General features: G+C 39.2%; 19 protein-coding genes. 5 read left to right on the forward strand and 14 right to left on the reverse strand.

The genetic code is table 11. The features are described from left to right. Positions 1–22 precede the first annotated feature (22 nt). The gene (locus F1737_RS11120; RefSeq protein WP_317136649.1) at positions 23–427 is read right to left on the reverse strand and encodes a pyridoxamine 5'-phosphate oxidase family protein; all 405 of its coding nucleotides are present in this window, start codon (positions 425–427) and stop codon (positions 23–25) included. Positions 428–530: 103 nt separating this feature from the next. Between F1737_RS11120 and F1737_RS11125 the strand changes: the two genes are divergently transcribed. Beyond that, positions 531–1,316, forward strand: a complete 786-nt coding sequence (locus tag F1737_RS11125) for a winged helix-turn-helix domain-containing protein (RefSeq protein ID WP_317136650.1) — start codon at positions 531–533, stop codon at positions 1,314–1,316. A gap of 230 nt (positions 1,317–1,546) precedes the next feature. After that, the gene (locus F1737_RS11130) at positions 1,547–2,440 is read left to right on the forward strand and encodes a DUF6159 family protein (protein WP_317136651.1); all 894 of its coding nucleotides are present in this window, start codon (positions 1,547–1,549) and stop codon (positions 2,438–2,440) included. Between the two features lie 142 nt (positions 2,441–2,582). On the opposite strand, the gene F1737_RS11135 is transcribed toward F1737_RS11130, so the two are convergent. The 3 genes from F1737_RS11135 to F1737_RS11145 form a co-directional block, all read right to left on the reverse strand. Continuing rightward, positions 2,583–3,371 carry a serine protein kinase RIO gene (locus tag F1737_RS11135; RefSeq protein ID WP_317136652.1) on the reverse strand — a complete coding sequence of 263 codons (789 nt, stop codon included), beginning with the start codon at positions 3,369–3,371 and terminating at the stop codon, positions 2,583–2,585. 53 nt (positions 3,372–3,424) lie between these two features. Next, complete coding sequence (locus F1737_RS11140; RefSeq protein WP_317136653.1) at positions 3,425–4,375, reverse strand: tyrosine--tRNA ligase; 951 nt, start codon at positions 4,373–4,375, stop codon at positions 3,425–3,427. Positions 4,376–4,465: 90 nt separating this feature from the next. Next, on the reverse strand, positions 4,466–5,389 hold the full coding sequence (locus F1737_RS11145) for a response regulator (RefSeq protein ID WP_317136654.1): 924 nt from the start codon (positions 5,387–5,389) through the stop codon (positions 4,466–4,468). 313 nt (positions 5,390–5,702) lie between these two features. On the opposite strand from F1737_RS11145, the gene F1737_RS11150 reads away from it, so the two are divergent. Continuing rightward, positions 5,703–6,053, forward strand: a complete 351-nt coding sequence (locus F1737_RS11150; protein WP_317136655.1) for a cupin domain-containing protein — start codon at positions 5,703–5,705, stop codon at positions 6,051–6,053. A 22-nt stretch (positions 6,054–6,075) separates the two neighbouring features. Continuing rightward, positions 6,076–6,495 carry an LEA type 2 family protein gene (locus F1737_RS11155; protein ID WP_317136656.1) on the forward strand — a complete coding sequence of 140 codons (420 nt, stop codon included), beginning with the start codon at positions 6,076–6,078 and terminating at the stop codon, positions 6,493–6,495. 30 nt (positions 6,496–6,525) lie between these two features. Here the strand turns inward: F1737_RS11155 and asnB are convergent, their stop codons facing one another. The 6 genes from asnB to F1737_RS11185 form a co-directional block, all read right to left on the reverse strand. Next, a complete protein-coding gene (gene asnB / locus F1737_RS11160) occupies positions 6,526–8,346 on the reverse strand; it encodes an asparagine synthase (glutamine-hydrolyzing) (protein ID WP_317136657.1) in 1,821 nt (606 codons plus the stop codon). A gap of 61 nt (positions 8,347–8,407) precedes the next feature. Then, positions 8,408–10,066 (reverse strand): ABC1 kinase family protein, encoded by a 1,659-nt coding sequence (locus F1737_RS11165; protein WP_317136658.1) that lies wholly within the window; start codon positions 10,064–10,066, stop codon positions 8,408–8,410. 176 nt (positions 10,067–10,242) lie between these two features. Beyond that, a complete protein-coding gene (locus F1737_RS11170; RefSeq protein WP_317136659.1) occupies positions 10,243–12,906 on the reverse strand; it encodes a PAS domain S-box protein in 2,664 nt (887 codons plus the stop codon). A gap of 186 nt (positions 12,907–13,092) precedes the next feature. Next, the gene (locus tag F1737_RS11175; protein WP_317135806.1) at positions 13,093–14,028 is read right to left on the reverse strand and encodes an IS5 family transposase; all 936 of its coding nucleotides are present in this window, start codon (positions 14,026–14,028) and stop codon (positions 13,093–13,095) included. 206 nt (positions 14,029–14,234) lie between these two features. Continuing rightward, positions 14,235–15,920: a PAS domain S-box protein gene (locus F1737_RS11180; RefSeq protein ID WP_317136660.1), complete on the reverse strand. Its 1,686-nt coding sequence runs from the start codon at positions 15,918–15,920 to the stop codon at positions 14,235–14,237. Positions 15,921–16,478: 558 nt separating this feature from the next. Further along, positions 16,479–17,684, reverse strand: coding sequence for a PQQ-binding-like beta-propeller repeat protein (locus tag F1737_RS11185; protein ID WP_317136661.1), 1,206 nt, complete (start codon positions 17,682–17,684; stop codon positions 16,479–16,481). A gap of 281 nt (positions 17,685–17,965) precedes the next feature. Between F1737_RS11185 and F1737_RS11190 the strand changes: the two genes are divergently transcribed. Continuing rightward, positions 17,966–18,988 carry a type II glyceraldehyde-3-phosphate dehydrogenase gene (locus tag F1737_RS11190; RefSeq protein ID WP_317136662.1) on the forward strand — a complete coding sequence of 341 codons (1,023 nt, stop codon included), beginning with the start codon at positions 17,966–17,968 and terminating at the stop codon, positions 18,986–18,988. Positions 18,989–19,630: 642 nt separating this feature from the next. Here F1737_RS11190 and F1737_RS11195 read toward each other — a convergent pair. From F1737_RS11195 to F1737_RS11210, 4 genes are all read right to left on the reverse strand, one after another. Further along, entirely contained in the window at positions 19,631–20,491 is an 861-nt protein-coding gene (locus F1737_RS11195) for a class I SAM-dependent methyltransferase (RefSeq protein ID WP_317136663.1), read from the reverse strand. A 98-nt stretch (positions 20,492–20,589) separates the two neighbouring features. Further along, the gene (locus tag F1737_RS11200; protein WP_317136664.1) at positions 20,590–21,351 is read right to left on the reverse strand and encodes an ABC transporter permease; all 762 of its coding nucleotides are present in this window, start codon (positions 21,349–21,351) and stop codon (positions 20,590–20,592) included. After that, entirely contained in the window at positions 21,348–22,034 is a 687-nt protein-coding gene (locus F1737_RS11205) for an ABC transporter ATP-binding protein (protein ID WP_317136665.1), read from the reverse strand. Before F1737_RS11205 ends, F1737_RS11200 begins: the two co-directional genes overlap by 4 nt. 144 nt (positions 22,035–22,178) lie before the next feature. Continuing rightward, positions 22,179–23,102 carry a radical SAM protein gene (locus tag F1737_RS11210; RefSeq protein ID WP_317136666.1) on the reverse strand — a complete coding sequence of 308 codons (924 nt, stop codon included), beginning with the start codon at positions 23,100–23,102 and terminating at the stop codon, positions 22,179–22,181. Positions 23,103–23,170: the final 68 nt, after the last annotated feature.

The following is a 23,170-nucleotide window of genomic DNA, read 5'->3' on the forward strand; positions in this document are numbered from 1 at the left end:
TAAAAAGGGCAAAAAAAATTTTTTAGAGAAGTTTTTTACCGGCCTCAGGGCCTGGCATGCAGTTGTAGACATCTGTGACGCTTATAACCAGAAGTCCCTTTGCAGGAAGATTCGGGTTTTTCGCGTGGAAGATCTTCTTTGCCTCATCGTATGCCTCACCGGATGTCTCAATAACAGCATCGCCTTTGATCTGGCAGCATCCCTTAATTCCCTCTCCGTAGAGGTATAATGCCGCTTTTTTTGTTTCAGCAACATTTGCAGCAGTTTTCTGCATGAAATTGTCAAGAATCCAGACTGTTTCAGGGTCTTTTAAGTAAACTGTGCCCATCGGAGCAACATTTGGAACCCCGTCCTTTGATGCTGTTGCAAGAGGTACGACCTTTGCATTTGAAAATGCCTCAACCATTTCTTCGCTTAATTTTACCATAACAAATCACTCCTGTGATTATAAATTAATATGACAGTTATTAATTTATAGTTAAGCGTCAGTAAAATATACAAAATAATATGCAGTATAGTCCGGTGACCTGATGATGACAGACAGCAATGACAAAATTTTAGAAAACCGAGCAAAAGATGCCGATATACTGAATGCAATTGACAAATTATCCGGTGATATGGATGAACTCAAAAATGATCTGAGGTTTTACATCAAAAAAACAGAGACCGGAATTATACAGGCTGCATATTCAGGTCTTGAAAAAAATGCGATTGATATTCTCTCCGAGAGCTATAAGGAAGAGATAAAAACAGTAATGGAGATAATCGCGGGCGATTGTCCTATGATCCCGGGATGCTCCGATAAATTTGCCTCAATCCTGAATTCCATGATAAGCGATTACAGAAAAGGGGATCTGAACGGGAAAAAGGCTGAAGAGTACAGGGAGACCCTTTTAAAAATGAGAGAGTCTGCCCCCTATGCGTCATGCAGTAACTGCTTTGACAAAAATCAGGATATTTTTGACAAAAGCATTAAAAGATGCGGTTCGTTTAAGGAGCAGTTCTCAGGAAAAAATCAGGACGGACCTGATCTGCCATTACAGGAGATCGATGCGGAGAGTATTGTCTCATCTTTCCTTGACCCGCTTGCCAACAGGCACAGGTTTAAGGTCATGCAGGAGCTTTACTGCGGCCCGAAATCATTCTCAGAACTGTCTGAGGCAACCGGACTTAAAGGAGGAAATCTGCTTTTCCACTTGGAAAAACTGTTAAAAGCATCGATGATTCTTCAAAAGCAGGAGAGGGGCGTTTATGTTCTCTCTTTAAAAGGTGCAGGGGCTTTAAAGGTCTGTGCCGGACCTGATGTACCGCAGTGAATGATATGGGGATTATTTCGATTAAACTCCGATTGCTGATGGCATCTGTATAAAGTCTTTAGACATCGGATTCTTTGAATAAGGAACTGTTGGCGAAACCCTGTAAATAAATTATAATCATCAGAAAACTCAAAAATTAATAATCAGAATCACACTTTAAAATCCAAAAAATCCCGGATTTTTCCAAAATTACCATAATTAAATAATCCTAAAAGAGCAGATATAAATTAATGTTTGAAAGTATTGGCAAAGGCTGGCGTTTGTTTAAGGAAACATTCGCCATTCTCTCAAGGGAAAAGAGCCTTATTCTCTACCCTGTAATCTCCGGAATCATCATTCTGCTGATTCTCGGCCTGTTGTTCATACCGCTGCTGTTTATATCGGGCACAACCGGCATCAATCCTGAAAATATGGGCATAACAGGATATGTAATCTGGATTCTGGTTCTCTTTGTAATATTCCTCGTTGTAAGTTTTGTATCATCGTTTTTCAAAGCCGGAATTGTATTCAATGCAACTGAGGTTATAAAGGGAAATGATCCGGCTTTTAAAGACGGAATCAATGCCGCCTTATCAAAAACCGGTTCATTATTTGTCTGGGCCCTTATTGCAGCGACTGTCGGTATTGTTTTAAGTCTCCTCAGGGAATCAGACAACCCTCTTGGACGTATGGTAACTGAAATCCTTGTTGGAATTGCCGGTGCGGTGTGGAATCTTGTCACATTCTTTGTAATCCCTGTGATGATATTCGAGGACAAGGCTCCCTTCCCTTCAATAAAGGAATCCTGGGAACTTTTTAAGAAGACATGGGGCGAGACCGTCATTGCCGGATTTTCATTTGGAATTGTATTCATACCCGCATTTCTTCTAATGGCAGCCTCATTCTTATCTGTAATTGTAGCGCCATTTGAAGTCTTTGCAGGCATGATTGCACTTACAATAATTGTCTTTGCATTAACCTCAGTCATCGTTTCAGCACTTCAGGGAATCCTTGTAGCCCTTCTTTATCATTACGCAAAGACAGGCGAGATATCATCACTTGTTGAGAGGGAATTAATCGAAGGGGCGTTTGTTGAAAAGAAAACCAATAAAAAGACCGGAGAATTCATTCCCGGACAGATCTAAAAATATTTTTTTTACCATATGGACCTAAATCTTTAATCCAGGGTTTATGAGGCTGATGCGGCAGTTATAGGCGTGTCAATTTTTTAGGCTTAATAAAAGAGAAAAAAATGTCCGGATTTAAACAAAATGTTTTAGTCAGGGCTCAGGGCATCATCCTGTGTTCGCCGACAATCTCTTTGAATATCTCTTCTTCATCCCTTATATCGCAAAGGCGGCTGAAATATCTGTTTATATTTTTAATATCGCGAACCAGGAATTTTATTGCCCTTGGATGATCGGGGGTTACTGCCTGACCCATATCGATTATGATGTGTTTCTCTCCGTCAAAGAGTATGTTAAACTCGGAAAGGTCGGCATGAACGAGGTTTGCATCATTGAAGAGTGTCTTCATATCCCTGATTATTGCAGCATAAATCTCCGCTGCCTCTTCTTTTGATAATTTTACCTGCCTAAGCTGCGGGTAAGGAACGTCACCTTCACCGCAGAATTCCATTAAAAGTATGTTTCTGTCAAAGTATATTGTCTCAGGACAGTTTATTCCGGCATCATGTGCACGGGTCAGGTTTGAGTACTCTTTTTTTGTCCAGGCAAAAATGACCTCTTTTTTGGATTTCCTGACAGATGAAAATCTTGGATCACCTGCAAGGTAGTCGCCCATTGCCTTGAAGTTTGCAGACTGAATCCTGTATATTTTGATCGCAATTGGTTTTCCGTTTTCATCCTCTCCGGAAAAAACATTTGCCTCTTTTCCGGTCGATATTGAGCCTCCGATCAGAGATATTCTTTTTTTATGGACAAGTTTGTATAGAGCAAGCAGTGTCTGATCGTCAAAGACGTTTTCCATCACTTTCAACTGGTCGGCATCCTTGATTCTGACACCTGATTTTTCGATCTCCCGATCAAATTTTTTCTGAATATATTCTCTTGCCATTATTTGGGAATCCCCCGGAAAAAAATAGTATTTAAATTATTTAATTTTGTAGTCTACTGGTTCATATAATCCCTTGCTTCTGCAAGGACTTCAACAAGACCGTCTGCGGTCATGCCTTTAAGATCTGCCGCATGTATCTCTCCTGCGGCATATGCGGATTCACATTCCTCGTATGAAGAGAATTCACGGTTCCCTCCAAACTTTTCAGGACGGTTCAGCGGCACGATGTCCATTCTTGGGAATACATGATATTTTAATACCTGGAGGACAGGATTTTCCTCTGTTTCAGGCGGGCAGAATGCTTTTTTCATCTTCTTCCTTATTGCATCCTCGGAATCAGCCACAGAGATGTAATTTCCTTCGGAGGATGACATCTTTTTACCGTTTAATCCGTTAATGATTGGAGTGTGCATGCAGAGCGGTGCCTTTTCACCGATTGTCGGCAGATATTCACGTGCAAGCATGTGAATCTTTCTCTGATCGATTCCGCCAAGCGCCACATCAACATTGAGCTTTGCAATATCGACCATCTGCATTATCGGGTAAACCATCTGTGATACATGGGGAGCGTCCATGTTTCTTCCGACCTCGTTCATGCTTCTTGTTGCACGGTTCAGGGTTATCTGCTGTGCGAGTTTTAAAACATCCAACTGGTAATCAGGGTTTAGCTGGATATCAGTTCCCATTACAAACTCGACATTTTTGCCTTTCAATCCAACAGCCTCAAAGCAGCGGCGGTTATATTCGGCAAGCTCCCTTACTTCCTCCATTGTTCCCTTCTGGTTTAAAAAGGCATGAAGGTCTGCTAAAAGGACTTTAATTTTAAACCCTGCCTCACGCAAATCCATTAGTTTGTTTATTGTTACGAGATGACCGAGATGTATCTCTCCGGATGGTTCATATCCGGCGTAAACTGACATTTCCGGCTGGGAAAGCACGGATTTTAATTCATCCTCAGTTACGATCTCGACAGTATTTCTTGTTACAAGCTCGTATTTATCCATTCGTAAATAATAGGATTGGCAGGGGGATTAAGGTATTGGGAATGCAACCGTTTCACCACTTTGAAAAAAGGGGAATATTTAAAAAAATGATTATTTTTCAGAGAGAATTTCATCTATTGATTCGGCGTAACGGTAGATCTCCTCCATTTCAACACCGCCGCCAAGACCTGAAATTGCAATGATTGATGAGACTGATTCCTTAATTTTGTCTATATTTTCTGAAAGCGAAAAGGAGGGGGATTCACCTTTGGAAATCTTTCCCTCGTCATTCTTTTCATAAAAAACTGTAAGAATCTGACTTGTATTTTCAAAGTTGACCCCTTTCATCAGTATTCTTCCCCGTATTTTATCCCCGGTTTTTGAGCTTAAAAATGCTTCATATTCGCCGGTTCCTGTATTTTCAATATCCTCAATACAGATTGAAAAATCCTTTGTAATCGGAACAATTACTTCACAGGGTTCCGCTTCTGTGATCTCTTCCCTGCTGTAACCGCAGTATCCGCAGAACAGATTGTTAACCTCTTCAAAATGTGCGGAGTGGCCGGCACTTTTTGTGGATATGATTGAAGCAGCGATAGGAAGACTGTTGAAAAGAGCATGGTAGTTCTCTTCGCCTTTTTTTCTGGCTTTTTCAGCCATAATCGCCTTGTGCTTGTGTAAAACAGTCTCTATTGTTGTGTAAATTTCTCTTGGGCGTGCCGGTTTTGTGAGGTAACCGTAAGGATTTGTGAGAATTGCACGGGAAAGCGTGTCGTCTCCGGTGTATGATGTAAGGTATATAACCGGAATATCATCTTTAGAAATTCTTCCGGCAACCTCTATACCGTCAATATCGTCTTCGAGGTTTATGTCAATCAGTGCAAGATCCGGCTTTAGCTCTTTTGCCATTTTTATGGCATCTCTTCCGTTTGTTGCAAGACCAACAACATCGTAGCCAAAGGAGCCAAGAGATCTTTCAAGACCCATCGCCACGATGACCTCGTCTTCAACAATCAAGACTTTTGCATCAGCCATTATATTTAATCTCCTTAAAATCTAGCAAATCAGGAAGATCGCGGGGATTTATCCTTACAGCTAATGTTATTGGCAGTACCATAAACATCTGGTGAAAGACCAGGCATGAGCGATTTAAATTTAAGAATAGATACCCCTCAGATAAATCAAATCATTCCCCCCTTACTAAAAGGTGAATATGATCTCCGATAATATAATCCTTGCTATATTTTTTAAATTCATTATTTTTTTTATTTTTAAAATAGAACTAATTTAAGGAGATTTTCATCAAAATGAAAGATATTTATAGTCAGTAAGGATCATTAGCTTCATTATGACTCAGGAAAGAGAGAATATGGCTTCCAGGGTGCTTAATCCCGCATCGCTTGTAAATTATCAGGAAGGATCAGTGGTAAGCAGGATGCTCGTCTTTAAAAAGACAGGAACAATAACAGTTTTTGCCTTTGCGAAGGGAGAGGAGCTTTTTGAGCATACAGCCCCATATGATGCGATAGTGCAGGTTATTGAAGGGTCGGGAATATTCACGATAAAAGATGAAAAATTCTCATTAAATACAGGTGAAATTCTGATTATGCCTGCAAATATACCTCATGCGGTATATGCCGAGGAAAATTTCAAGATGATGCTTACAATGATACATGAAAAAGATACGTTAAAAATGTAAATAAAAAACTGACGGCATTAATATGAGCTTTGATAAAAAACCAAAAGTAAATGTAAAGAGCGTAATGCTTACAGATGTTTCCTTTCAAAAAACCGGGATTATTGTAACCATTGATGTTTTTAATCCTCTTCCGCTTGGTGTTACATTAAAAGACCTCCGGTTTTCCGTAAATCTGCTGGAAAACGATTCTACTGGAGAAATTATTGGGAGAGGATTTGAAAAAGATATAAGGATCAATGGAAACGGCGTAACCGAAATAAATGTTCCGGCAAGTCTTGAGAACAGGTCGCTTGTATCTGCCGCACTGGGTTTTATATCAGGTGATGTAATCGTAAAAGTCACAGGTGATGTAACTTTTGATTTAAAGCTCTTTTCACCCGTCATCCCCTTTGAAGAGACAAAGACAATAAGTGGTTTTTCAAAAAGATTTCTAATTGAATAAAATAATTAAATGGATTTTTTGAGAAATCTGTCAAATATTTTTCCTGTTGTCAAAGAAAATTCTCATCCACATTTCTGTACACATGATGCGCCAGAAATCACCGGAATATTCGCTTTTTCCTTTTAGAAATCTGTTGTAGTTCTCAAGAACTCTATCGGCATACCAGTATTTTCTTCTCTTAAATGATTCTGAATTAAAGATCCCGGTTGCAAGATCTGACAATTCATTCGCCATCCATATTTCTTCAGGTGTAACAAAACCCATTTTATCCATTCTGCAACGGACTTTTTCAGGAACGATCCCTTTAATTGCTTTTCTTAATACGTATTTTGTAACACCACGCCGTATTTTCTGATCGAGTGGTAAAAGACCTATATATTCAACGAGACGGTAGTCAAGGAAAGGCACCCTTGATTCAATTGAAAATGCCATAGAATTTCTGTCTTCATAGTGCAGAAGTGCCTGTAAATTACTTTTGGTAACCTCTGATTTTAAAACCAGGTCCAGTGTTCCATCATATCTGTTAATGACCGGAATATCTCCTTTTAAAAGTTTCCTTCTTTTTTTCCTTGCGGAAAGCTGGGTGATGGCAGATATGAAAAATGTTCTATGAAGGCGGAAGGATCCATAAATTTCTGATAAAAAGTGGGGAATGTTTCCTTTTAGGCTCTTAATATATGCTGTCTGATATCCCAGATATCCTGCAAGCTGCTCATCTGCACCCTGACCGTCAAGAATGACTTTTACATTTTTACCGGCAAGTTTCATCACTTTATACTGGGCATAAATTGAAAGCGACCCAAATGGTTCATCCTGCATGTATATAATGCGATTAAGATCAGATTCAAGTTCCTCTGCGAGAGGATAAATTTTGTGTGCTGAAACACCAGTGGAATTAATTACTTCATCGATATATTCGCTTTCATCATATCTTTTGTCTTCAAAACATACTGAAAATGTATTTTGACGATCACCGACACTTTTAATCCCTTCTTTTTTTATGATGTTGTTTATCAACGATACAATAGTGGATGAATCAAGACCTCCCGAGAGGCAAGTTCCAACCGGCACATCGCTTCTCAGACGAATTTTTACAGAATCAATTATTTTGAAAAGAAGTTCTTCCGAAGCATTTTCATCCGAAAAATCAGGAGAAGATAATTTAAGTGGTGATACTTCATACTCCCAGTAAGTGAATGGTTTTTCAGGAATGCCTTTTTTTATGTACATGGATGATGCAGGCCGGAGTTGAAATATTCCTTCAAACATGGTTTCTTCATCCGTGTCCTGAACAGCATTTCCAAGATAAAGCAAAACTTTCCTGTCATTTGGAATCACTCCTGCTTTTGGATGCTTTAAAAGTGCCTTTATTTCTGATGCAAAAATAAATTCTCCATCAATTAATGAATAATAAAAAGGCTTTATACCGAAACGGTCACGAGAGCAAAACATCTCGTCATTTTTGTTATCATATAATGCAAAAGCCCACATTCCGTTAAAATGTTTTGTACAATCGCTTCCCCATTCTTCATAAGCATGGATAATTACTTCACTGTCAGTTTTGGAGTGAAACTTGTGTCCCAGGTTTATTAGATCTTCTCTCAATTCCATGTAATTATAAATTTCACCATTGAAAACAAGCCAGAGGGTTTCATCTTCATTTGACATGGGCTGTTTTCCGGATTCTGAGAGGTCTATGATAGAAAGTCTTCTATGAGCAAGGCCGACATTTACTGAAATATAAAACCCTTCACCATCAGGGCCTCTATGTGAAAGGGCTTTTGCCATATCTTTTAAAATATCACTATTTATTTTGCCTTTTTCTGAATAAATGCCTGCAATTCCACACATTGAACAAAACACCTTTTTTCAACTGAAATATTCCATAAATTAAATTGATAAAATATTGGATTTAGTACTTTTTCTTCTTCTTATCATCAATATAAACTATTTTTATCAGAGTACCAAGGCCGATTGAAAATGCTGCCACATAGATCACTACTGTCAGATAGATGAGCCATTGGGCATACTCGATATCTGCTGAGAACATTACAATTGAAGCCCCGATTACAAGCGATGATGCCACAAGCCCCATTAAAAGTTTGTCTGTCGCTTTATCGATTGTCTCACTGAGCTTCTCCACATCCTTTGCAACAATATCAATCTGAACTTTCCCCGCAGCCCACTTGTTCATGGTTCTGTTGAATATTCTGGGAAGCTTCATAATGCTGTCAACACTTTCGAGCAGTGTGTGAGAGGTCTTTTTGAAACTTTTTGGTGAGAAATACCTGGTATGTACAATTTCTCTTAAATATGGCCTTGCTTTGTCGTAAAAATTGAAATTAGGGTTTAGGGTAATTCCGATTCCGAGAACCATCATTATCACTTTTAACAGTGACATCAAAGTTCCGGGGATCTGAATGTTGTACTGGTTCATAATCTTCGGGACTGACTCTAATGCATTTCCGGCATCAACGCTTGAGATTTCAAATCCTTCGGTGTCAAAAAGGGCATAATAGAGCTGATCCTTAATATCATCCATGTCATCCTCGTCAATTCTGACCCCGAGTTTTTGAAATGTCTCAATTATCATGTCAACATCGGTATCAACGATTGCCAGGAGAAGTTTGATGAAGGTATCCCGCCTTTCAGGCCGTATTATTGCTATTGCGCCCAGATCAATAAAAGCGAGCTCTCCATCCGGAGTCACAATAAGATTGCCGGGGTGAGGATCAATGTGGAAGAATCCGTCTTCGAATATCATTTTTAGGTAAGCCTCAAATCCCAGATCCGCAAAGTCGGCAGGTTCATATCCGAATATTTTAATTCCTTCAATATTGTCGACACGGATACCCTCGATATACTCCATTGTAAGAAGTCTTGATCCCGAATAATCCCAGAAAATTTTTGGGAACTTAATCTGTGGTTTGTTGATGAAATTGCGTCTGAATATATCGGCATTTTTACCTTCCGCAACATAATCAAGCTCGCGTTTCATCATATGTGCGAAATCATCAACCATGCCGGAGAGGTTGTAGGCTTTCACCGCAGGATTTACCTTTTCATACCTCTTCGCCATGTTTTCAATCAAAAGCGTGTCAGTCTCAATTTTTTCGGTTATACCGGGGCGCTGAACCTTTATTGCGACTATTGTTCCGTCTTTTAGTATTGCTCTGTGTACCTGCCCTATGGATGCCGCTGCAATCGGAGTTTCCTCAAAATATGAAAAAGCGTCCTCTATCCTTCCGCAATACTCTTCAATTACCGGTTTTATCTCGTGAAAAGGAACGGGTGCGACATCGTTGTGAAGCTTTTTTAGCTCTTCGATTAGTTCTGGCGGCAGAGTTTCACTTCTTGAGGCAAGCATCTGTCCGAATTTTACAAACGTGGGTCCGAGCTCTTCTAATGCCAGCCTCATCCTCTCGTATGGTGAACGACTGTCAGGTACGGCTTTTTTGTAAAATACCTTTCTTCTGGTTGCATTTGGATCAATTTCATCAAGAAATATGCCAAAACCGTACTTGACCATGATGTCTGCGATCTGACCATAGCGTTTGAGGCGGGTAACCATAGTGCAAGAAGTTTACTTTGTTATTATAATAAAACCCTTGTTAAAAATATAATGAAGGTCTAGTTTTGTCTGACATTTATTTTTGATTCATCAAAGTCGTGATTTTATCAGTTCAATATATTGAAAAGTACGATAAAAAAGAATATTCTGACAGATATTATGAAATATTATAATATTTATTCCGTGATTTTCCATTTATTTCCCGGGACAGAGATTTCAAACCTTGCACATTTTCCGGGAATTCCTGTTTCTTCAATAGTAATTTTGGTTATTTCAAGAATTTCTTTCGTTAGGAAAAGACCCAGACCTGTATTTTTCCCAAAACCCTTTAAAAAAATCTTATTTTTTATATCAAAAGGAATCCCTGCACCATTATCACTGTATATGATTTTAATACTTTCTTCATCTTTCTTACAGAATATTGATATTTCGGAGACATTTTCTCCATGTCTGACTGAATTGTCTAAAAGGTTAAAAAAAATCTTTTCAAACATCGGGTCTGCATAAATTAGAATATTCTTAGAAATATCGGATAAATCAAGCTTAATATTACTAAGGTCAACGTGCATTTTTGATTGTTCAACTATGGTTTTGATATCCTGCCAACGAGGCATTTCAAGTCCGAGATCCTGATAATCCTTTGTGAATGAGATCTGGCTACCAATTACATTGACATGGTTCTCTACATTATTTAAATAATTCAAAATTTCTTCATTATTTTCGGCTGAATCCCTGCACATTTCAAGATAAGCAAAGGCGGGTGTCAGCTGATTTATAATATCATGCCTTGTAATGCTTGAAAGAAGATTTAATTTTTTATTTGCAATTTTTAATGCATTTTCATTCTCTTTTATTTCGGTGATATCCTGAATAACACCAACAATACGCGTGGCATTGCCACACGAATTACGCTCTGTTGTTTTTCCCAGAAGATTAAGCCATTTCCATTCCCCGCTGGAAGCACGGACTCTGTAATTGCCTGAATAAAAATCTCCATCTCCATTGATATTTGAATTTATCTTCTTTATTCTGTTTTCCTGATCATCAGGGTGCACCAGTGATGACCACCATTCGGCTTCTACTACATCATTACAGAAATAACCAAGACTTTTAAGAAGATTATTGTTCCACTTAATCACTTTATCTTCAATATAATATTCCCATACGAAAAGTTCTGCACTCTTTAATGCAATACTGAGTTTTTCTTTTGATTCCCTGAGTTGTTCTTCTGTGATTATTCTGGAAAGAGAACTGCCAATAATATCATTTGCTGATTCAAGGATTTCTTTTGAAAAATCCGCTATTTTTGAATTATTATGTGATATAAGGAAAAATGCACCTATAATCTCCGCGTCATCAGTTATCGGCAGATATGCAAATGACCTAAAACCCTCATATTTTGAAATATCCATCATATTTGGACTTATATCGTCAAAATCTCCGTATATTGGTCTTTTGTGATGAAGTCGCTTCATGCATGAACTCTCAGGTGCAAGATAATCTACGGATATTTTATATTCTTCAGTTATTCCGATGGATCTTACCAGTGAGAGTCCGCCCTTGATTTCATTTTTTAGAAATAAAATTCCTGAATCTATTCCCCGGACTGTTATCAGTGATTCAAAGATAATGTTTAAGGCATCATCAAGACGTGAAGTAATAACAAGTTTTTCTGCAAGATTCTGCTTGAAGATGTTTTTATTTTTTGATTTTATATTAGAAGTTATATCCTTTGTGAATTCCACAACCAAACTGTAATTTCCTTTGGAATCCATTATTGGAATTGAAGTTTTTTCCCAGTAGCTCTCACTCTTTCCGGATAATTGTTCATTAAAAATGGTTTTTTTCATAATTTCGCCGGATTCAAGTGCATTTAATGCATTGCAGTCTTTGCAGGGTTTTCGTCTCCCCAAAAATGCATCATAGCATGTTCTGCCGATGAGATTCGGATTTAGTTCTTTTGCAGCGTTGTTTGCCCATAAAATTTTGAGATTGCTGTCTTTTTGAACAATTATCTCGGGCAGAGTGTTAAGTATCGTCTTTAATTTATTTTGACTTTCAAGGAGTTCATTCTGAACTTTTTTTTGTTCAGTTATGTCAATTAGATTGCATACAAAATTTTCACTATATTTTATGGCCTCAATAATCAGAAGAATGTCATGAATCCTGCCAAAACGATCATTAAATTTGAATTCGTAAGAATCATGATACGATGAAGAAAAAGCATTTCTTTTATCCGATTTTTCAGTCATCAGCTTAAAAGTCTTCTCGTCAACGAAATCCATCCAATTCATCTGGCCGTCAAGCTCCGCACAGCTGTACCCGGAAAGTTTTTCATAACCTGCATTGGACAGGAGAATGGTGCCTTTTTTGTTGACAATTACAGTTGCGGCTCCAGTTGAATTAAAAAGTGCCTTGTATTTTAATTCAGAATGAATTAAATTTTTTTCAGCTCTTTTTCTCCGAACCGCCTGGGTTATCTTGTTTGTAAGTTGGGCAAACTGGGCCTTTGGCTGACCGCCTTTTTGCACGTAAAAATCAACACCGTAATTTAGTGCATCTATAACAACGTCTTCGCGTCCCCTTCCTGTAAAAATAATAAAAGGTACATCATTACCTGAAGATCTGACTTTTTTTAAAAATTCAATCCCATCTGTTTCAGGCATTTCATAATCGGATACAATAGCATCATAATTATTTTCAACAATTTTATTAAGCCCTGCCTTGGCTGAAGATGCGGTGTCTACTGAAAAATTTCCTGATTTTTCCAGATATAGTTTTGTGACCTCTAAAAGTACATCTTCATCATCAACGTATAAGATGTCATAATTATCCTTCATAACCGGTCCGGATGCACATCAATAGTCTTCATCAATTGGTATGCAATATATGTACAAATTAAATCTCAGAGAATTACTATAATCCCAATTTTTACTGAATCAATAAGATCAAAGGTTTGTTCTTCCGATTTATTTTTTCATTTCTTTGAATATTTCTTTCAATTTCAGATAGCTATCGCTCTTTGATCAATGTCCATAAATTGTTCTCATTTGATAGAGATTAAAACAAAATGCTGAAAACATATTTTTCACCCGCACTCTTTTCAAATCGGTTACTTTTACACTGCCTGATCCAAAAACTGATTTAATCACAGCAAATGGTCTTTCCCCTTTGGATCTTTTCCTGCTGATTCTATTATTACGAAGTTTGTCTCTGATACCTATTGGATGGTCTCTTGCTCCTCTCAACATTGTGGCATTGTATCCTTTGCATTCAGCTCCCTGATAGCCTCTGTCCCGGTAAACAACTTCATCAATATCAGATAAATCAATCTGACTGTCGTGTAGAGATGCAGTAGTAGTACAAATCCTTCGAATCAGATCATAATCACTGTCAATAATTACGTGCAGCTTATATCCAAAGTAAGATTTCCCTCCTTTCTTTGTCCATGTACCGTCCTTACTTCTTCTGGTCTTTGCTTCTTTTCCTCTTGGAGTATCAACTCTTGTATGTCCGGGATCTGAGTGAATAAATGTTGCATCCTGAATCATACCTTTTCTAATTGAAAGACCTTTAAGATCCAGTTGTCGCTGTAATTCATTCCAAATTAGAGAATCTTTTCCGGATTTGGATAGTCTTTCACGAAAAAGCCAGATAGTAGAACGATCAGGTATCTTTAAGGGATAACCCAAAAATTGTCTGAAAGAAATCCTGTCATTAGCCTGTCTTTCAAGTTCAGGATCAGAGAGACCGTGCCATTGCTGAAGGACGAGCATCTTAATCATCAGAACCTCATCCAGATTTGGACGGCCTCCAATTTCAGTTTGGTTTGTATATAGTTCTTTGATGATAGGGCGGAATTGTTCCCAGTCAATCATCTTTTCAACTTCACCCAATCGATCTCCCAATTCAGCAATATGCTCATATTCACTTTTTATTGCAAAATTAGTGAAATTACTCATGAATTAAAGATCGATCTGGGAAAATAAAGTACTTGTGGTTGAGGGGGGTTTATAGAAATCCTCCTCATATTTTTATAAGACTTGCTGTTTTGGTATATTTTATCGGGCCAGTAATATATGTGAAGATTCCAAAATGATATCATTAAAATTAAATATATTGTGTAAGATGTAAAAGTTATAAATAAATATTTTTCTGAAAAATATATTCAGTTCAGCTCTGCTGCCGATGAAACCATTGCGATTATTCCGCCGTCCTGGTTTTTGAGGTATGTATTGTGCCATACGACTTCTATCTCCTCTCCCTGTTTTGTAAGAACAAAACCCTTTTCGCCGGATTTTGGAACACAGCCCCCGGATATTGCGGATTCAAATTTCTTTTTCAGATCAAAGCCTCTTTCTTTTGGTACAACTGTTGAAAACCAGTCCGAACCGACAATATCCTCCTCATTATAGCCGAGGAATTCACAGCCCTTTTTGTTCAGACTTTTAATTTTTCCATCGCAACCGACAACTGCAATCATTACACCCGCGACATCCAGATAGCTCTGTGCCTGATCACGCTGGCTTAGTATTTCGGCTTCAGCAGTCTTCTGTTCGGAAATATCTTCCCCGATAGTCATAATATACTCCAGTTTTCTGTCACGGCCGAATATCGGGACTTTCCTGAACATTATGATTCTTTCACTGTTATTTGCGGATTTTATTGAGATTTCCGGTAATAATACAGGGCTCCCGGCTGCTATCGCATCCCTGTCCCCTGAAATAAGATATTCCGTAATTCTGTCCGGGAATAATTCACAGCCCATTTTTCCGACAGAATCATCTCTGGAGATTCCAAAAAAGTCCTCGGCACTTTTATTGAAAAATATGTATGTACCATGGGTAACTTCCTTGACAAGTACCATTGCAGGTATGTTCTGGACAATGGAGCCCAGAAATGATTTCCATTTAAAAAGGGCAGTTACTGCATTTTCCCTCTCTGATATATCACGGCTTACGATTCTGTAACCGGTAAGGTATCCGAGTTCATCAAACCTCGGGCATATGCTGGATTCGGTTTTTATAGACTTTCCCTCTGAATTTTTAAAAAGACATTCTATTAGCTGGGATTTTTTTGTATCTTTTGCATTTTTGATTGCAGTTTCAAACTGTGCTGCACAACTGCTTTCAAGGTAATCCATGAGCGGAAATCCTATGATTTCGCCTGTATCAGATCCTAATATATCCCTGGTACGGGGACTTGCATAAATGAACCGGCCTTCCTCATCGATATTCCAGATGGCATCGTTTATCTCTTCCACAAGTGCCCTGAAGTTTTGCTCGCTTTCCCTGAGTGCCTCTTCCGCCTCTCTTTTTTCCGTTATGTCCTCAAGCATTATTGTAACTCCGGGGGTGGAGTCATTGAGGACTGTCGGGATTATTCGGGTTTTATAAAAAAATTCCCTGTCTATCTTTACTATTCTGATCTCATCAACTGTTTCCTCACCTTCAAGGGCGGCTTTTAGTCTCTCGTTGATCAGGGGATGATCAAGTCCCACGAGAGGTGAATTTCTGATCTCCTTTCCAACAATATTTTCATCATTTATATCAAGAAGGGAGCAGAGGGAGTCGTTAACCTGAACGATACGTAAATCGCTGTCTATTACAACGACCATATCTGAAGAAAAGTTGATCATCGCGGAGACCGGGGCTCTTTGTGATATAAAAAAAACCTTGGCCTTTCCATAGGCTTTCATGTCGACCTGACCTGATATTCTCAGCATGTCAAGATATCTTGAGACAGTATTCCTGTTAACAGAAACCAGGTTTGCGATGTCTGTTACTGACATTCCGCGGGGGTTGCCCTTTAGAATATCAAGGATTTTTGAGAGTTCATCAGCGTAGACGTTCATTATCTCTTATTTTAGTTTTTTTCAGGCATTACTTATTGCTTTCGTTATCCTCAGCGTTATGGATTTTCACAACGCTTTGGTCAATGCCATGCATTGGGGGGAGGTATTATATACTATTATTTACAACCTATTTAACGCAATACCAGTGGCATTCCAACAGTGCCCTGGAAACCTCTACAAATTGCAAAAAGTGAGATTGCCTTCCGGCCACTCCTGGTAATATGCACAAAAACTCCATAACAAGGCAAATTATCAATGAATTCTCCTTATTCTCCGGATTAGCTGCAACATAATCCGGGTTTAACAGGAGGAAAACCAGACAAACCACTATACCTCTCAAAAAAGGTGTGGCCGGAATAAAACTCCTATAAACTCCACCCCCATACTGAAAAACAAAAAACACACGTACCCAAAAATTAATCTTATTCCATTAAAAAAGGAACCAGGGCTCTTTTAAATTTTCATAGCTCAGAGAAGCTGAAATATTACGAAGATTTAAAAAGCAACACTCCTCCTTTTAATTCAGAATTGTTCTTTTAAAAATACAAAAAAATAGAATTATTTTCTTCTGACTGCAACAAAAAGACCTGCTGCTGTCATTGCAAAAAGGCCTGAAATAAAACCGAATCCGGGCACATCCTTTGCATCGCTTTTTGCGTCCATCTTGATAATTATACTCTGATTTGTATTTTCATCAATTCCGGCAAGAATTATTCCGCTGTCTGATGTTGTCTTAACAGATGTTATTTTTGTATTTTCAAAAGGCTTTTCCCAGATTATATTTCCTTTTGAATTCGTTCTTAATACCTTGAATTCATCCCTGTCAGTAACGCTGTTATGGTACAGTCCAAGAAGGTAATAGCTGTTTTCAGGTCCCTTTGTTATGTAATAGATCATATCAAGACCCGGCATGGGTTTCTCTTCTGTTACCTTTCCTTCACTGTCCATGAACATGAGGTAAGCGACTGTTGGCGTTTCATCTTTTTTTATTGAAAGTGAGGCTTCATCAAACTTGATTCTGCCTGCAACAAAACCATCATCATATGAAGGTGTGATTGTCAGAATAAATCCTGCATCATCACCTTTATACTGGTTTGCCCAGATTTGGTTTCCCTCATTGTCGATTCTGAGAATAAAACCTGTATACTCCCCGCCTGCGATTATCGGGCTCACGTAGCCGGCTATAATAAATCCATTATCCTGAACACTCTGCGCAGAAGTAATCCTGAACTGTCCTCCGCTTTCAGGCCCTCCGAGTGATCTGTTCCATAGTTCAGCCCCGTCTTTTCCGACCATTGTCAGGAATGACTGGTAATAATCACCTCCAAGAAGGACATCCCCGGCTTGTGTAATCTCAACTGAGGTAACGACTCCGAAAGCCTGATGATATGTCCATTCTACATCTCCTTTCATGTCTGTTTTTATCAGGTTTTCACCATCGGTGAACAGGTAAAGGCCGCCTGAGGGTGATGATTCAACAAACCTGACTGTTCCGTTCTCATCTCCTCCGGGGATATTTTTTTTCCATGCAATATCTCCCGTGTCAGTCATACCTATTAGCAGGCGCCCGTTTGCATCGCTTCCCCCTGCTACAAAACTGCCGTCTGAAAGCTGCCATATTGAAGACAGCTGCCCGTCATCAACTGATATTATTTTCATCCATTCAGAATGATTTTCTTCGGAAACCTGCGATTCGGCAGAAGATGCCTGTACGCCAAGTGCAAGAAGTGCAATTAAGAGAAATATTGTTATTGATTTTCTCATACAATAAAATTAGAATCTAATCTGATATATCATATTTCCAGAGTCCTTTTTCCCTTTCTTTTCCCCGGCGGCTTTGGCATTTTATCTGATTTTACGGCAAAAGGCGGGCGCGATTAAGAGGCGCACTGTCTTATTTTTCGATTTTCTCTTTTCTAACGAGTCTGATACCCGTGTTGCAGAATATAAGGCGATTTTTTGACAGAGTATCATCTTTTCAAAATCCCCTGTTAACGGGATTTGAGATGTAATTATTATCATAGAACAAATCAAACAAGTGAGCAATGATAAAGGTTGCAGTCAACGGGTATGGCACCATCGGAAAGAGGGTAGCTGATGCAGTCAGTGCCCAGAAAGATATGGAAATAATCGGGGTTTCCAAAACAAGACCGAGCAGTGAGGCACTAGTCGCAAATAAGAGGGGTTATCCTCTTTATATTGCAGACATTTCAAAAAAGCAGGCATTTGAGGCTGCCGGAATAAAGGTTGCCGGGAGTGTTGAGGAGATGATCCAAAAGGCTGATGTTGTGGTTGATGCAACACCCGGGGGGGTCGGTGAGAAAAACAAAGCCCTTTATGAAAAATACGGCAAAAAAGCGGCATGGGAAGGAGGAGAAAAGCACGAACTGGCAGGCTTTTCCTTCAATTCATCGTGTAATTACAAAGAGGCTGTCGGGAGGCAGTTTGTCCGTGTGGTTTCATGCAACACCACAGGATTATGCCGTATCATAAACGAGATCAAAAACGAGTTCGGCGTAAACAAAGTACGTGCCACAATGGTAAGGAGGGGATCGGATCCGGGTGGAATCAAGAAAGGGCCTGTTGATGCGGTAGTCTTAAACCCTGTCACAATTCCGTCACACCACGGGCCGGATGTTCTGACAGTGATCCCTGATATTGACATAGTAACCACTGCAATGATTGTTCCGACAACATTCATGCACATGCATGTTGTCCAGATGGATCTTAAGAATCCGGCGACAGTTGAGCGTGTACTTGAACTGATTGAAGCAAATCCGAGGATAGGGCTTGTAAGAGAAGGGCTTGGCATTACAAGCACGGCAGAGATCAAGGAATATGCATCAGACCTGGGCAGACCCCGTGCGGATCTCTGGGAATCATGTATATTTGAAGAATCTGTATCAGTGCTGAATGAAACAGAACTTTATTTCTTCCAGGCAATCCACCAGGAAGCTGATGTTGTTGTTGAGACAGTGGATGCCATAAGGGCAATGGCAGGTGAGGTTGTTGATCCTGCAGAGTCAATAAAAATGACAAATGAAGCTCTTGGCTTCACTCCAATCTGAATGCAGCATAATTTTTAAATTTTAATTTTTTTATGCAGACTGTGAAAAAAGCTATTCTTGTGCCTTTGCAGTCATTTTCAGAATCATTATGAAAAAAACTTCCTCTAAATTTCATTAAAGTGTTTAGGATTAAATCAGATTATCCTTAAAAAAATCTAAAATAAGTGATTATTGGTCTATGACACGGTCAGATTTTGATATGCCTATAAACCCCCCATTTGAAAAATTCACCGGACTATATTATCCGGCACAACCACCAACAATAGTTATGACGTTATCTGTATAAAGTCTTTGCACATCTCATCTGCAATGCAATAATATTTCACAGAGACAGCATGCCCCCTGATTCTTTTTTCTTCATTTTTCAAAATATAAGATATATTTCAATTATTTTAGGATTTATGAGAAAATATTGATTATTTTTATTCCGGTCTGTATCAATAAAATGAATCTTTCAACTTAAAATAAACAGTATTTTTGTTTACGATTTCCAGATGGCGATTAAATATATTTATATATTAGATATTTATTTCCGGTTCAAATAATTAAATAAAGTTTATATCCTCATCTTAACGAAGACCATATAATGGCTTTTTGATTACGGGTGGAAAATTTTTAAAAAACCGCTTATAACCTGAAATTTCAGACAAAATCGGAAGTATAGGATGTTTCTTCAACATTCCATGATATCAGGGCAGTTGATGTTTTTATTTTTTGGCTATAGAGTCCGTTTTCTTCTTTTTTAAGTGTTTTTTCAAAGTATTCATATGCGTAACTTTTTTCATCTGCAGTAATCCTTCTGTTCAGGAGTGCTTTTGAGACGGCATCCTCGATGTTTCTGTAGGTATTATGCCATTCATATTGATATATTTTTAAATCTGCATATATGCCCATATCGTGGAGGACATTCATTATACAGATATAATCCGGGAAGTGAGGCTTTTCGACATTATTTTTGCCCATCTTATCTGCGATATATTTTAAAAATTCGTCATCGCGTCTTTTCCCTGCAAACCAGTATATGTACACCATTCGCTTTGATGCCCTGTGCAGTTTATCAAGGGCCCATCTGGCATCGGCAAAACCCATCGAAAAGGCTGATATAACTACATCATGAGGGTCAAGATCTTTTTTCAGGCAGACATCCTCCCACCTTTTCTGAACGCAGCGGCAGTTCCTCCTTTTGCTTTCGATCATGTTGTCCCTGAGATACATGAGCATTCTTGCAGAGGGATCTATTGCAGTCACCGCTTTCACTTTTGCAGAGATTGGGACTGCCAGACGGCCGGTTCCTGCACCCACATCCAGAACGGTGTCATCCGGTTTTAAATCGAGAAAAGAAATGTCTTTCAGGGTATGTGTCAGGTTTTCCCTTACAGAACTGTCATAATAATCGGCTCGTTTATCCCATGAGGCGCCGGGATCGTCCTCTTCCTTTTTAAATGAGGGACGCCTTTTAACAGCAAGTTTCCAGAATTCATTATAATCGATAATCCTCCCCATGATAATCTTTTAGTACTCTTTATGATTTGAATCCTGTCCTCTGAAAATATGATCCGCAGGCAGTATTTTACAAAAAAAAAGACCGTTTTTTCAATAAATCAGATTTTATTTACATCAAATCTCTTTTCAAGCAGTTTTACTGCAATTACCGATGCAAGGGTCTCTGATGAGAATATCATAAACATAATTACAAGCTGATATTCAGCTGCCCAGATTGGATTTACTCCTCCTATTATTAGGCCGGCCATGGCTCCTGGAAGAATCACTATTCCGAGAGTTTTCAGCCTGTCTATTGTAGGAATCAAAGATGCCCTGACACTCTGACGGACGTGTGGCATAAGAGCCTCGCCATTTTCTGCACCAAGGCATAATGCGGCTTCTATCTGTGCCTTATGGGATGAGAGCTCTGCTGTGTACCGGTTGAGGACAAGTGAGCAGACTATCATTGTTCCGCCTATCGCCATGCTTCCTATTGGTATAAGATACTCGGGTTTGAGAGGGATTACACCCATTATAATCAGTATCAGGATAATTGATCCGGCACCGGCACCTATGGCCGGCAGGGTGATATGCATCGGATCTTTTATTTTATCCGCCCTGTCTGCCGAGTTTTTGGCGGCAAAAAGCAGCATGCCAAAAAGGGCTGCAAAGACAAGTGCCAGGCTGCCTGTTTCAAATATTGCGGCAATAACAATTACAACCGCCATCAGCTGCACAACCGCCCTTGAAACTGCAATCAGTATCTCTTTTTCGATCTCAAGCCTGACTTTATGTGATATTGCGATTACAATAATAATCAGGACGAAAGAGAATATTAGATTCCATATCCCCAAAACAGGGTTGTATGCATCCTCAATCATAAAATTTCCCGAAGACGCCTGTCTTCAATTCTGAAAATTCTTTTTGCCACCCTTTCTGCCTGACTGTTGTCATGAGTTACAAAGATGATTGTAATTCCGGTTTGAGTATTCAGTTTTATGATAAGGTCTTCCAGGACATATTTTGAGATCTCGTCAAGTGAGGCGGTCGGCTCGTCAAGAAGAAGTATTTTTGGTGAGAGGGCAAGTGCCCTTGCAATTGCAACTCTCTGCTGTTCTCCGACTGAAAGCTTCTCCGCATCCATGAAAAGAAATTCGGACGGGAGGCCCACGCTTTTTAAAAGACTGTTAAAATCAGGTTTTTTGATATTTGCGTTGGCTTTAAAGCTAAACGGGTACTGAAGGTTAAAAAGGACTGTGCCCGGGAACATTGCCGGTATCTGTCCTGTGAGTGTTATATATCTCCTGACGGTTGCAGGATCACAGAGTGAGATATCTTTTCCGCGTAGCTTGATCTTGCCTGAGTAATTTGAATTGAGTCTGTTAAGGCATCTCAAAATTGTGCTTTTACCCGAGCCTGAAGGACCTGTAAGGGCAATGCAGTCCCCTTTCTTTACATCAAAGGAAACATTTGAGAGTATTTTTTTTCCTTCGAACGCAACTGAAAGACTTTCCGCCTTTAACTCGTATATGTCTGAAATTTCAGGAGAATATTGTTCTTCCATAACTTACGACCGCTTTTTTTACGTGCAAATCAGTTTGCAAACGTGATGAGATATTGCCTTCCCCGTTTTAATTGAATTTTGTTTGAAAATGGGATTTCCATTTCATCAGAGAATGCCTCGGGAAATTATTTTCATCCACTTATTTTATGAAAATCCCCTGTGAAGACCGTAAGAATGTGCTGTTTTTTTTGCCTCTCTGTATTCATTATCGGTTATTTTCCTAAAAAGGCCTGTGGATTTTAGGAAATCCGTGTTCCCTGCCGGAGTGTACTGACTCATTATGCTTACGTATGTATCTTTTGAGATCTCCTCTGAAATGAACCGGAATACTTCGTTTGTTCCGGATAGATTTTCTGGAAGGACAAGATGCCGGATTAATAGTCCTCTCTTTGCAATCCCGTTTTCATCCAGTTCAAGATCACCTGTCTGCCTGTACATTTCCTTTAACGCGGCCTTCATATGATGCGTATAATTTTGCGCATCCGATAAGAATCTGGAAGTTTTGTCATCTCCGAATTTTATATCCGGCATGTATATATCAACTATGCCGTCAAGAAGCCTGATTGTCTCAACATTCTCATATCCCCCTGCATTGTAGACGAGAGGTAAATTAAAGCCTTTTTCTGCGGCTTTGTTCAGAGCCCCGATAATCTGGGGAACAAAATGGGTAGGGGATACAAGATTTATGTTGTGACAGCCTGCCTTCTGAAGATCAAGCATCATTGAGGAGAGGTCTGTTTCCTGGTATTCCCTGCCTTCTCCAAGGTGGCTTATCTCATAATTCTGGCAGAAAAGACAGCTAAGGGTACAGCCGGTGAAAAAAATAGTTCCCGAGCCTCTTGTTCCTGATATCACCTCTTCCTCTCCAAAATGAGAACCAAAAGCTGCTATCTTTGGAAGTTCCCCTCCTTTGCAGTACATCGCTTCACCTGAAGTTCTGTCAACGCCGCATTTTCTGGGACAGAGACGACAGTTTTCAAGGCAGAGTTTTGCCTTCCATTCCCTCTCTTTAAGAGTTCCGTTTCTGTGAAGTTCAATGTATGAAGCTTCCCGTTTATTATCTGACAATTAATTACCCCCTGTTTTTTAATTGAGTCCGTGACTCTAAATAAGATTTAAATTTATGAATTGTACTG

Origin of the sequence: Methanoplanus sp. FWC-SCC4 (assembly GCF_032878975.1) — an archaeon.
Classification (GTDB): domain Archaea; phylum Halobacteriota; class Methanomicrobia; order Methanomicrobiales; family Methanomicrobiaceae; genus Methanochimaera; species Methanochimaera problematica.